The sequence below is a fragment of the Enterobacter sp. HSTU-ASh6 genome (assembly GCF_026319105.1).
GTDB classification, from domain to species: domain Bacteria; phylum Pseudomonadota; class Gammaproteobacteria; order Enterobacterales; family Enterobacteriaceae; genus Enterobacter; species Enterobacter sichuanensis.
On the sequence record NZ_WSPD01000001.1, the window covers coordinates 149140 to 161677 of the forward strand.

The window sequence follows — 12538 nt, forward strand, 5'->3', positions numbered from 1 at the left end:
TCAACCATGCTTAAGACGATAACAATTCCACTCTGGTCGAGAACCTTAAATGCGCCATGCATCTATCCCCTTAGCTGCAGCCACGACAATTTTTATCCTGGGCGTTTTGATTATCAATTTACAGGTCTGGTATTCTGCACGAGCTGACAGCCTTGCCGGGGCCAATTATGTCGTCAGGAATATGACTGTCATTCTTAAAGAGGCGCATCATGCCAGCCAGATGGCGATGCAGCTTGCTGAGCATGAGTGTGATGTGGAAGGGCAGTATCGGCTAGGGACTGAGGCAGCGCTACAGCCTCATCTCAGAACGATCGTTATTTTGAAAAATGATGCGGTCTGGTGCTCCTCGTTGCCGGGAAACCGCGTACTGCTGGTCAACAGCTCTATGCTACCTGAAACAACGTTGCTACTGGTTCCTTCCGGCAGTACCGTCAACGGCCTGCCTGTTTTCCTCTATCAAACGCATCATGCCGGAAGCCGCGTGATGGTGAGCATCAGCGACAGCCATGTTCGGGATGCCCTGGATATGCCATTAAATGGCGTGAAATATTCACTACGCGTCGGCAATCGTCTTTTAGGTTTGTCGGGCGATGTGGCGACAGCTGCACCTTCAAATAACGAGATTTTAGCGGTTAAAGCATCTGATTATCCTTTCTCAATTGAATTTAACTCTCCGCCATTTTTTAGCCTGACGAGATTATTCAATCGGGCGGGCGGGGTGCTGTTATTCCTGCTGCTTATCTCCGCTTTTTCTGCGTATCTTCTTCAGCGATATCGTTCTAAGGACGTTTCCCCGGCAGAGTCGCTGCGCACCGCCATAGACAGAGATGAAATCATTCCCTATTACCAGCCCGTGGTGAGCGGTAAAGAGGGATCGTTGCGCGGGGTAGAAGTGCTGGCCAGATGGAAGCATCCGCAGTCAGGGTTTATCTCTCCCGCTTCATTTATTCCTCTTGCGGAGAAATCTGGTTTAATCATTCCCTTAACCCAGAGCTTAATGCGCCAGGTTGCTGCGCATATGAATTCAATCTCAACGTTGCTGCCCGAAGGGTTTCATGTCGGTATTAACTTCAGTGCGCCTCACATCGTCTCCTCCACTTTTGTTGATGAGTGTCTGCATTACAAACGCTGCTTTGTTCGACAGGATCTTAACCTTGTCGTTGAGGTGACCGAGCGTGAACCGCTTCATGTTGATGAACATCTCGTGAAGACCCTGAATGCGCTGCATGAGATAGGGTTTGCCATTGCCCTGGATGATTTTGGAACGGGATATTCAGGTTTGTCCTACCTGCAGGATCTGCACATTGATTACATCAAAATCGACCAAAGCTTTGTGGCGAGGGTGAATGCCAGTGAGGACTCAACCGTGATACTGGATTCGGTACTGGAACTGGCAAAAAAACTGTCAATCAGTATTGTGGCGGAAGGGGTTGAAACACAAGAGCAACTTGATTATCTCACCCGAAATCACATTAAGTTTTTACAGGGTTTTTACTTCTACAAACCCACGCCGTTTAAGGAACTGGTAAAAGTCCTGTTGTCGAAGCCGAAAGTGAAGGTAATGGTGGAATGAGGTTTATCCACGCTGTTTTACAGAATTAAACTCCTTCTATTTTAGCTATAATGCGACCTCCAAAACGTTTAACCGCCCGTGGCCAAAACAATGACGCTCAATCGCTTTTACTATCTACTCCTGATTTTCGCTGCCATCGGCAGTCTGTTGACCCCGAATCCATTGGTTATCTGGTTTCTGCTGATCAATGTGCTGACGATGGCCATGTATGGCGCGGATAAAATAGCGGCGCGTAAAGGGATGCGCAGGATCCCGGAAGCCACGTTGCTGATCTTCGGCGTGACGGGCGGCTGGCCTGGCGCCATTGTAGGCCAACAACTCTTTCGCCATAAAACCCAAAAACAGCCTTTTAAAACCTGTTTTTTTATCAGCGTCGTTATCAGCATCGCGGTGATGGCGGCTGCTTACCATTTCTTCCCTTTTTCTCCTGTTTGAGCGTAGTGCAGGTCGCTTATTAACTCTCCTTCACTGCCAATAGTGGTAGGGTTATTTTTGAGGGGTTGCTGTTTTTTGCACAATCTGAATAATATGTGCAACAACACGGACGACAACATCCCATGAAAATAGCCTCTATTACACTGGCAGTACTGGTGGCCTTTTCTGCACCTTGCTGGTCTGCTTTTCAGGAGCGGGAATATAATACCTGGTATCTGAAGAATGCGGTGCTTTATGACATGACGCAAACCTCTGAGGGTTTCCCCGTCATGGTCAGCATATCTCAACCCGAGCGGCGTTCTGCCAATTTGCTGGTGTCCTATATCACTGAAGGGCAATGCAGCGAGAATAAACCACTGCTCAACGTTAACGGTAAAGTGCTGCCGGCAAAATATTTTTGTGTTCAGGTCGGGCGAAACAAAATTGAGCATTTTTCTGTGATCGATGCACAGAGCGTCAATGAGATGGTGACGCATCTGAAATCTGATTTCACTATCCTCCTGCAAAACGATATCAAAATTTGGGCCGCCAATATTAAAACGCCAAAATACGGGCTGACGCCGCGTTTTTAAAAATCCTGCTAAGCTTGTGGATTGTACCAGGAGCATGCGCATGATGAATAACGATGAACAAACAGGGCTAGTGGGGCTGGCGATTGGGGCCGCGGTTATTGGGCTGGTTTCAGCACAAACACCGATCCATCGCGATAGCATTGTTGATGAACTCGTCAGGCTTGGCAGGCAAAAAGGCGATGGTGTTGAAGATGAGGTTTTCCTTAAAGCTGCCGAACTGGTAAGAAAAGGGGTATAGCCAATGGCTGAAAAACGTCATGCAAAGTGTCATTGCGGTGCGGTGGCATTCACCGTTGAGCTCTCTGATGGCCTGAACACCGCGCGGCGCTGCAGCTGTTCCTTCTGTCGAATGCGGGGCGCGGTCGTTGTCTCCGCGCCGCTGTCGGGGATTACGGTGACGAAAGGTCAGGGTAAGCTCACCGAGTACCGCTTTAATACGGGAACGGCGCGACACTTCTTCTGCTCGGTGTGCGGGATTTACACGTTTCATCAGCGGCGCTCCAATCCCAATGAATACGGCGTGAATGTCGCCTGTTTAGAAAACGTTTCTCCCTTTGATTTCCCGGAGGTCACGGTGATGGACGGTGTTAACCATCCCATGGATGGGGAAAGCGGGGTGTTTGGCTATCTCTCTTTTCGTGAGAAAGGGACGGGTCAGGTGTAATTGCCGCCTGGCCACTCTTTAAAGAGCCGGGCTATAGTGGAGAGTGGTTAACTGAAACAGGAGAAATTATGCTCTGTGTTGAAAAAGACGATCCGCGTGAGGCCCCGGAATCAGGGGATAAAAAGCCACAACCTGTGAAAAAATAACGCAACAGCTGCGTTTATCCGCCACCGGCACTGCTGGTGGCTTTTTATTTGCCAGGCAATACGGCTAGCTGCCATCCAGGTGATTTAACAGCGCGCCAAGATGCCCGACAATATCAGCAAAATCAAAAATTAATGCCATCCATAGCAGCGCTAAAAGGGCAAGGACGGTAAGGGATACTCGATTAAACAACGCTATTATCCTTAGTGGGTAAAGGCTTTCAGCTTAGTTTAATTACATTTATCTCAACCTACAGTCAACCACGGCATTCTGGAATGCCTTTTTTGCGACGCACGTCAAAAACTGGCGAGCCCGCACCGTGATGCGGGCTCTGGCAATCAGAACTGGTAGACCAGACCTAACGCGACGACATCATCCGTACCGATGCCGTTGTTTTTGTAGAAGCTGTCATCTTCATCCAGCAGGTTGATTTTGTAATCAACGTAGGTGGACATGTTTTTGTTGAAGTAGTAAGTCGCGCCGATGTCAGCGTATTTAACCAGATCCTGGTCACCCTGGCCGTTGCCCAGGTCTTTACCTTTAGACTGCAGGTAGGAAAGGGTCGGACGCAGGCCGAAATCGAACTGGTACTGCGCGGTCACTTCGAAGTTCTGGGTTTTATTCGCCACGGCGTCGGTGTTATCACCATACGGGGTCATATTGCGGGTTTCAGAGTACATTGCCGCCAGATAGATGTTATTGGCGTCATATTTCAGACCCGCAGTCCATGCATCCGCTTTGTCGCCACCGGCGGTCGTGTTCATCACCTGCTCGTTGGTACGGTCAGAAGAGGTGTAGGCTGCGCCCGCGGTGATGCCCATGCCAAAGTCATAGGTGGTGGAGATACCGAAACCGTCGCCGTTCTCGTGACGCGTGTCGCGACCGTTGTTGGTTCCTTCCTGATTGTTGCTGGCGTCTTCATTTTTGCCCTGATACTGCAGCGCAAAGTTCAGGCCCTGTACCAGACCATAGAAGTCGGTATTACGGTAAGTTGCCACGCCGTTGGCACGGCCAGTCATGAAGTTGTCGGCTTTGGTGTAGGAATCGCCACCAAACTCCGGCAGCATATCGGTCCAGCCTTCCACGTCGTACAGAACACCGTAGTTACGACCGTAATCGAAGGAGCCATAATCACCCACTTTTACGCCGGCAAAGGCCAGACGCGTCCAGGACTGATTATCTGAACCTTCTGTGTTGTTGGCCTGAATGTTGTATTCCCACTGTGCATAACCGGTCATCATGTCGTTGATCTGGGTTTCACCTTTGAAGCCCAGACGCATGTAGGTTTGATCCCCGTCAGCGCCTTTATCGTCGGAGAAGTAGTGCAGACCATCTACTTTTCCGTACAGATCTAATTTATTGCCGTCTTTATTATAAATCTCTGCTGCATGCGTTGCGCCAGCCATTAACAGAGCCGGAATCATCAGGGCCAGTACTTTTCTTTGCATTATGATATTCCTTTGCGGTTGTTTTTATTTAATAACCTGTTGAACTTCCCGAATCAGAAAGTTGTCTCATGCTAAATCACTCCTGAGTAAGAGTAATAAATTATAATTGTTACTAATTAAGTAAAATCTAAACCGAATAAATCAGCAGTAATGATCATTGGTTTGATGAATGTTTTAAGGTTAAGTATATTAAATTAAAATTATTAAACTGAACTAAATTACGTTAATCTTAGCGGCGTTATATGCCTTTAAGATTATTTATCCATAATTCCCATGAATGTTATTCAGGAAACTAAATAGATATTCATTAATTATCTGGATGCGCCCGGTGTGAAAATACCGGGCTTTTTTATGGCAAAAAAATGCCCGGACAAGCCGGGCAGAGAAACTAGTCGCTGGTCGATTTTTCGGCTTTACCCGCCATTTGCGCGAGGAAATCATACCGTTTTTGCAGGTCGGCAGCGGCATCTTTCCAGAGCTGTTCAGCCACCTCCGGCTGCTGAGCGTTAAGGCGACGGAAGCGTTGTTCCTGCATTAACGTCTCGGCCAGGGCATCTGACGGCGGACGCGAATCCAGCGCCAGTGGTAATTTCCCTTCGTCCGCACGGCGTGGGTCGAACCGGTAGAGCGGCCAGAAACCGGTCGCCGTCAGCTGTCGCATCTGATCGTGACTAAGCGCCAGGTCATATCCATGCTCTTCGCAAGGGCTGTAGGCAATGATCAGCGACGGGCCGGGGTATGCTTCCGCTTCCTGAATCGCTTTTACTGTCTGGTTAAGCTGTGCGCCCAGCGAGATTTGCGCGACGTAAACGTGGCCATACATCATCATGCTCACACCAAGATCTTTACGTGCTTTGCGTTTACCGTGTTCACCAAATTTCGTGACCGCGCCTAACGGCGTGGCTTTCGATGCCTGGCCGCCGGTATTGGAATAACACTGCGTATCCAGCACCAGGATGTTGACGTTTTCGGTCAGGCTCAGCACGTGATCCAATCCGCCGAAGCCGATGTCGTAGGCCCAGCCGTCGCCGCCAATCAGCCAGATCGATTTTTCAACCAGGGCGTCGGCGTCAGTCAGCAACTGCTGTGCTCCTTCTACGCCCTTCAGGGCATTGCGCAGTGCTGCGACCTGCTCGCGACGAACCTCCGGTGTGGCTTCAGCGTGCAGCGCCGCGTTCAGCTCAACGGGGATGTTATCGGCAAACTGGTCCAGCAGGCGCATCACGCGGGCACGGTGCTGATCGACGGTTAAGCGAAAGCCCAGACCAAACTCGGCGTTATCCTCAAACAGTGAGTTCGCCCAGGCCGGTCCGCGACCGTTGGCGTCGGTGGTGTACGGCGTGGAGGGCAAGTTACCGCCATAGATAGATGAACAGCCGGTCGCGTTGGCAATCAGCATCCGATCACCGTACAGTTGGGTAAGCAGCTTGATATACGGCGTTTCCCCACAGCCGGAGCAGGCACCGGAGTATTCGAACAGCGGGGTGATCAGCTGTGAAGTCCGGATATCAATACGTTCCAGTTTGCTGCGATCGATTTCCGGCAGACTCAGGAAGAAGTCATAATTCACTTTCTCTTCTTCGACGTGTTCCAGACGCGACATCATATTGATGGCTTTGATGTCCGGGTTCTGCCGATCCTTCGCCGGGCAGACCTCAACGCACAGGTTACAGCCGGTGCAATCTTCCGGTGCGACCTGCAGTACGTATTTCTGTCCGCGCATATCGCGGGATTTCACGTCCAGCGAGTGGAGGCTGGCCGGGGCGGACTCCATCTCTTCGGGTGAAACCACTTTGGCGCGAATGGCAGAGTGCGGGCAGGCCGCCACACAGTGGTTGCATTGCGTACACAGCTCTTCTTTCCAGACAGGGATCGCTTCGGCGATGTTGCGTTTTTCCCAGCGGGTGGTGCCCATCGGCCAGGTGCCATCCGGCGGTAGCGCCGAGACGGGCAGGGCATCGCCCAGCCCGGCCAGCATCGCCGCCGTTACGGTCTTAACAAAATCAGGCGCCGCATCGGACACTACCGGAGGACGGTTCGGGCTTGCGGCATTGACCGGCTGTAGCGGGACCTCAAACAGCGACTCGCGGGCCAGCGCCAGCGCCTGCCAGTTGCGTTCTACCAGTTCCTGACCTTTACTGCTGTAGCTTTTGGCAATCGCCCCCTGCAGTTCCATTAACGCGCTGTCACCCGGCAGAATGTTGGTCAGATGGAAGAAGGCCATTTGCATCACGGTATTGATACGCGCGGCCAGGCCACATTCGCGGGCAATTTTCGCCGCGTTAACCACGTAGAAGCGGGCTTTTTTCTGATTAAGCACCGCCTGAACCTCCTGCGGCAGGCGCGCCCAGACCTCCTCTGCGCTGTATGGGGTATTCAGGAGAAAAATACCGCCGGGTTTCAGGCGCTCTGCCATCTGGTATTTATCGATAAACTGCAGCTGGTGGCAGCCAACAAAGTCAGCCTGAGAAATAAGATAGGCAGAACGGATAGGCTGTTCACTTACGCGCAGGTGGGAAACGGTCAGACCACCGGCTTTTTTGGAGTCATAGACAAAGTACCCCTGCGCATACCATGGCGTCGAATTACCGATGATTTTGATGTTGTTTTTGGTCGCGGAGACGCTCCCGTCGCTGCCGAGACCGTAGAACAGCGCCTCAAGTTTGGCCGTCGAGGGCAGGGTGTTTTCCGGTAAGGTCAGGGACAGATTCGTCACATCGTCATAGATGCCGACGGTAAAGCGCGGCCTTGGCTTCGCTTCGCTGAGTTCGTTGAACACCGCCAGCACGCAGTCTGGTCCGAACTCTTTGGAGGACAAACCATAGCGACCCCCGATCACGCGTGGTAGCGTTTCTCGCTCGCCCTGATTAAAGGCTTCTGCCAGGGCCGTCATCACATCCAGATAGAGCGGTTCCGCCTGCGCGCCCGGCTCTTTGGTGCGATCGAGCACCGCAATGGCACGTGCACTTTCCGGCAGCGCAGAGAGCAGATGTTTCGCCGAGAACGGGCGATAGAGACGCACTTTCAGCACGCCAACTTTTTCACCGCGCGTCAGCAGTTCATCCACGACTTCCTCGCAGGTACCAATCGCTGAACCCATCAGCACAATAACGCGCTCTGCCTGCGGATGGCCGTAGTACTCAAACGGCTTATATTCCCGGCCGGTGGCAGCGGCAAAGTCATTCATCGCCTGTTCAACATGGTCGTACACCGCGTTGTACCACGGGTTAGTGGCCTCACGAGACTGGAAATAAGTATCCGGGTTTGCCGATGTCCCGCGAATAACAGGGTGTTCCGGGGTAAGGGCACGGGCGCGATGGGCGTCGATCTCCGCCTGCGGCAGCAGATTCAGGATAGTATCGTCAGCCAGCGGGACGATTTTATTGATCTCATGCGAGGTGCGGAACCCATCAAAGAAATGAATAAACGGAACCCGGCTTTTGAGTGTGGCGATATGCGAAATGAGGGCAAAGTCCTGAGCTTCCTGAACGCTGCTGGCGCACAGCATGGCGCAACCGGTCTGGCGCACGGCCATCACGTCAGAGTGATCGCCAAAAATAGAGAGCGCGTGGGTGGCAACGGTACGTGCAGCAACATGCAGAACGAAGGGGGTCAGTTGACCCGCAAGTTTGTACAGCGTCGGGATCATTAACAACAATCCCTGAGAAGAGGTAAAGGACGTGGAAAGTGCGCCGGTCTGCAGTGCGCCATGTACCGTCGCAATCGCACCGGCTTCGGACTGCATTTCAACCACTCTTGGGACATCGCCCCAGACGTTTTTTAACCCGTTACCAGCCCAGGCATCTGCCTGCTCAGCCATGGTGGAGCTTGGCGTAATCGGGTAGATGGCGATAACTTCACTGGTGCGAAACGCGACTGAGGCAACTGCACCATTACCGTCAATAGTTTGCATAGGACAACACCCTTACATTGCGCAAAAAATAGGGGTCTGTATTACGGCAACAAACCCTGAATATTATCTGTGTATTCTAGCAAACAGGGGATTTTTCGATTTTCGCTTTTGTGTCCTCGTTATTCTTTACATCAATGAGTAGATCAAACTTTTGGCAGAAAAATTGCGAGAATTTGTTTCAGAAGCGCATAAATACGCACTTCCGATCTCGACGACACGGGATGGGATGCCTATTATGCATAGGTTTCGCATTATTCATGGGGGAGAGAGCATGCGCTCAGCGTTTTTGGTAGGGTGTGCCGCATTATTGATGTCGGCATGCAGCAGTGAACCTGTCCAGCAGGCAACGGCCGCTCACGTGGCACCGGGAATGAAAGCCGCGATGTCCAGCTCCGGTCAGGCTAACTGCGCGATGATTGGCGGTTCGCTGTCGGTGGCCCGCCAGCTCGATGGTTCGGCTATTGGGATGTGCGCCTTGCCAAATGGCAAACGCTGTAGTGAACAGTCGCTTGCCGTTGGAACCTGCGGTAATTACTGATTAGTCTGCACGCTTAAACATCAGCGTTTTATCGGCTGTCGCCAGCGTTAACTGGTCTTCAGTCAGGTCGACCTGCGCCCCTTTGCGCAGCATGTCGCCGATGGCCTGATCCAGTTCGTTAAGCTGTGGTTCAGTACAGAGCTTGCGCGTCATGGCCAGCGTTTTCACCTTCAGCTCGCCTTCGGACAATTTCCCCTGTCCGCTGAAGCGGTTACACATTGCGCCTGAAACGCTGATGTTATTAACCAGGCTGATATCTGACAGTGCGTTAAAACTGATCTCAGGTGGCGTCGTCGTGTTCTTCACGGCCTTACCGTTCACATTTTCCAGCACAAAGCGGTGGCTGGTGAGCTGTTCCGGCTGAACGGAAGCTTTACCCGGATTAACGCAGCCGGTGAGGACAAGACTGATAACACTTAACGCCATGAGCTTTTTCATTTTTCTTCTCAAACTATAAATACCGTGAATCTGTTTCCAGTGTAACGATACGCCAGCGTGGGTTAATGGGGTTTATCTGAAAGTGCGGGGGAGATGTCGGGCAACGCGACGGCTGCCCGGAATAACGTTAGTGTGATTTAAACCCTGCTGCTGTCATCAACATGCGAAAGAGCATACTGACAGCAGCCAGCGCGAGTACGCTGCCGCCCCAGATAATGGCCAGCCACAGTAATCTTTTCCAGACCGGTTGTTGCATCAGTGATAACCCTCCCCATGCTGAACTTTGCCGCGAAATACGTAGTAACTCCAGAAGGTGTAGACCAGGATAACGGGAATGATCAACAGCGCGCCCACCAGCATAAAGCCCTGGCTCTGCGTCGGCGCGGCGGCCTGCCACAGGGTGATTGACGGCGGAATGATGTGTGGCCAGATGCTGATCCCCAGCCCGCTAAAGCCGAGGAATATCAGCCCCAGCGTCAGGACGAACGGACGATTATGGCTGTCGGGATTACTCAGACTGCGCCATTGATACAGGCTCAACATCACTACCAGCGCCGGGACGGGCAGCAGATAAAACAGATTCGGCAGCGTAAACCAGCGCGCGGCGATGGCCGGCTGCGCCAGTGGCGTCCAGAGGCTGATCGCCGCAATAAACGCCAGCAGCACGAGTAACAGCATTTTCGACACCTCACGCATCCGCTGTTGCAGGGGATTTTCGCTTTTCATCACCAGCCAGGTCGCGCCTAACAGCGCATACGCGACGACCAGCCCCGCACCGCAGAACAGATTAAACGCGGTAAACCAGTCAAATGGCCCGCCGGTATAGGCCCGGCCGGTGACGGTAAAGCCGTTAATGACCGCGCCGACCGTTATACCCTGGGTAAACGTCGCCAGAATGGAACCGCCTATAAACGCCTTGTCCCAGAACGGACGGTGCGCTGGCGTGGCTTTAAAACGAAACTCAAACGCTACGCCACGAAAAATAAGACCGATCAGCATTAATGTCAGCGGAATGGTGAGGGCATCAATAATCACGGCGTAGGCTAGCGGAAACGCGCCGAACAGGGCGGCCCCGCCAAGGACCAGCCAGGTTTCATTCCCGTCCCAGACCGGCGCGACGCTGTTGACCATCACATCGCGATCGTCGGCGTTTTGCGTGGCCGGGAATAAAATACCAATCCCCAGATCAAAGCCGTCCATGACGATATACATCAGCGTGGCGAAGACGATGATGACAAACCAGATAAGGGAAAGATCGATACCCATTATGGCTGCTCCTTATGTTCAGTTGTGACGGCAGAAAGCGGGCGCGCCGGACGTCCATCGGAGTCGGTGGCGAAAGATTCATGCGGCTGCGGGCCTTTGCGGATGAGACGCACCATATAGCTGTAACCCACGCCAAACACCGAGGTGTAAACGATGAAGAAAGCCAGCAAACTCACGCTCATATGCAGATCGCCATGGGCGGAGACCGCGTCCTTCGTGCGCTGAAGGCCGTAGACCACCCACGGCTGGCGGCCCACTTCGGTGGTTACCCATCCCGCCAGAATAGCCATCAACCCGGATGGCCCCATCAGCAGGGCAAACCACAGGAAAGGACGGGAAGAATAAACGCGCTTTTTGTAGCGCAGCCAGAGTGCCGTCACGCCAAGCAGCAGCATCAGCATGCCCAGGCCCGCCATGATGCGGAATGACCAGAAGACAATGGTGGAGTTAGGCCTGTCTTCCCTGGGAAACTCTTTGAGTGCCGGAACCTGTTTATCCAGGCTGTGCGTCAGGATAAGGCTGCCGAGTGCGGGGATCTCCAGCCCCAAGCGGGTGCGCTCCTGTTCCATATCCGGCCAGCCGAACAGCAGCAGCGGGGTAGGCTCACCGGGTGGGTTTTCCCAGTGGCCTTCAATGGCGGCAATTTTCGCCGGCTGGTGCTTTAAGGTGTTCAGCCCGTGCATATCGCCAACCAGGGCCTGGATGGGGGCGACAATCAGCGTCATCCACAGCGCCATCGAAAACATCGCGCGAATAGCGGGGGTATTATTCCCGCGCAGCAGGTGCCATGCCGCGGATGCGCCAACAAACAGGGCGCTACTCAGAAACGCGGCTATCGACATATGCAGCAGGCGATAAGGGAAGGAGGGGTTAAATACCACGGCGAACCAGTCCACCGGTACCACCTGACCGTTGACGATCTCATAGCCCTGCGGGGTCTGCATCCAGCTGTTTGAGGAGAGGATCCAGAAGGTGGAGATGATGGTCCCCAGCGCCACCATACAGGTGGAGAAAAAGTGCAGCCCCGGCCCGACTTTGTTCCAGCCGAACAGCATCACCCCGAGGAACCCGGCTTCGAGGAAGAAAGCAGTGAGCACTTCATAGGTCAGCAGCGGACCGGTAATGCTGCCCGCAAACTGTGAAAACCCGCTCCAGTTGGTACCAAACTGGTAGGCCATCACCAGCCCGGAGACCACGCCCATGCCAAAGTTAACCGCAAAGATCTTCGACCAGAAATGGTACAGCGAGCGCCAGACCGGATTTTTTGTTTTTAACCACAGGCCTTCGAGCACGGCAAGATAGCTGGCGAGACCGATGGTGATTGCCGGGAAAATAATGTGAAAGGATACGGTAAAGGCAAACTGTATCCGTGCAAGGTGAAAAGCATCTAAACCAAACATGCAAAACTCCGCGATGTAATTATGTCGATGCCATTCTAAGCCGCGTCTGCTCTGGGTTGCAGAGACAGACCCGGCCTATTTTGCTATAACAGTTTCCAGTCTATTGTGTACATTTCCTCATGCATGGAATATCAATGAACCACTATC

Annotated in this window: 13 protein-coding genes; 7 read left to right on the forward strand and 6 right to left on the reverse strand. The window is 52.8% G+C overall.

The annotated features are described in order from the left end of the window. Window positions 1-49 precede the first annotated feature (49 nt). From GM298_RS00730 to GM298_RS00755, 6 genes are all read left to right on the forward strand, one after another. Window positions 50-1573, forward strand: a complete 1524-nt coding sequence (locus GM298_RS00730; protein WP_266153290.1) for a cyclic diguanylate phosphodiesterase — start codon at window positions 50-52, stop codon at window positions 1571-1573. 90 nt (window positions 1574-1663) lie between these two features. After that, a complete protein-coding gene (locus GM298_RS00735) occupies window positions 1664-2008 on the forward strand; it encodes a DUF1294 domain-containing protein (protein WP_266153292.1) in 345 nt (114 codons plus the stop codon). 122 nt (window positions 2009-2130) lie between these two features. Then, on the forward strand, window positions 2131-2580 hold the full coding sequence (locus tag GM298_RS00740) for a hypothetical protein (RefSeq protein ID WP_025759102.1): 450 nt from the start codon (window positions 2131-2133) through the stop codon (window positions 2578-2580). A gap of 40 nt (window positions 2581-2620) precedes the next feature. Further along, window positions 2621-2818, forward strand: a complete 198-nt coding sequence (locus GM298_RS00745; RefSeq protein ID WP_025759104.1) for a hypothetical protein — start codon at window positions 2621-2623, stop codon at window positions 2816-2818. Window positions 2819-2821: 3 nt separating this feature from the next. Beyond that, window positions 2822-3244: a GFA family protein gene (locus tag GM298_RS00750; RefSeq protein ID WP_266153293.1), complete on the forward strand. Its 423-nt coding sequence runs from the start codon at window positions 2822-2824 to the stop codon at window positions 3242-3244. A 68-nt stretch (window positions 3245-3312) separates the two neighbouring features. Continuing rightward, on the forward strand, window positions 3313-3390 hold the full coding sequence (locus GM298_RS00755; protein WP_223239581.1) for a hypothetical protein: 78 nt from the start codon (window positions 3313-3315) through the stop codon (window positions 3388-3390). A gap of 336 nt (window positions 3391-3726) precedes the next feature. On the opposite strand, the gene ompC is transcribed toward GM298_RS00755, so the two are convergent. Then, window positions 3727-4836: a porin OmpC gene (gene ompC, locus GM298_RS00760; RefSeq protein ID WP_025759106.1), complete on the reverse strand. Its 1110-nt coding sequence runs from the start codon at window positions 4834-4836 to the stop codon at window positions 3727-3729. A gap of 388 nt (window positions 4837-5224) precedes the next feature. Next, complete coding sequence (gene nifJ / locus GM298_RS00765; protein WP_266153294.1) at window positions 5225-8749, reverse strand: pyruvate:ferredoxin (flavodoxin) oxidoreductase; 3525 nt, start codon at window positions 8747-8749, stop codon at window positions 5225-5227. Between the two features lie 271 nt (window positions 8750-9020). On the opposite strand from nifJ, the gene GM298_RS00770 reads away from it, so the two are divergent. Continuing rightward, on the forward strand, window positions 9021-9287 hold the full coding sequence (locus GM298_RS00770) for a DUF333 domain-containing protein (protein ID WP_266153295.1): 267 nt from the start codon (window positions 9021-9023) through the stop codon (window positions 9285-9287). Here the strand turns inward: GM298_RS00770 and hslJ are convergent, their stop codons facing one another. The 4 genes from hslJ to GM298_RS00790 form a co-directional block, all read right to left on the reverse strand. Continuing rightward, a complete protein-coding gene (hslJ, locus tag GM298_RS00775; protein WP_045285059.1) occupies window positions 9288-9725 on the reverse strand; it encodes a heat shock protein HslJ in 438 nt (145 codons plus the stop codon). A gap of 127 nt (window positions 9726-9852) precedes the next feature. Continuing rightward, complete coding sequence (locus GM298_RS00780) at window positions 9853-9981, reverse strand: DUF2474 domain-containing protein (RefSeq protein ID WP_008501283.1); 129 nt, start codon at window positions 9979-9981, stop codon at window positions 9853-9855. Continuing rightward, window positions 9981-10991, reverse strand: coding sequence for a cytochrome d ubiquinol oxidase subunit II (cydB, locus tag GM298_RS00785; RefSeq protein WP_266153297.1), 1011 nt, complete (start codon window positions 10989-10991; stop codon window positions 9981-9983). The genes GM298_RS00780 and cydB overlap by 1 nt, the downstream gene beginning before the upstream one ends. Continuing rightward, entirely contained in the window at window positions 10991-12391 is a 1401-nt protein-coding gene (locus GM298_RS00790) for a cytochrome ubiquinol oxidase subunit I (RefSeq protein WP_266153298.1), read from the reverse strand. The genes cydB and GM298_RS00790 overlap by 1 nt, the downstream gene beginning before the upstream one ends. Window positions 12392-12538: the final 147 nt, after the last annotated feature.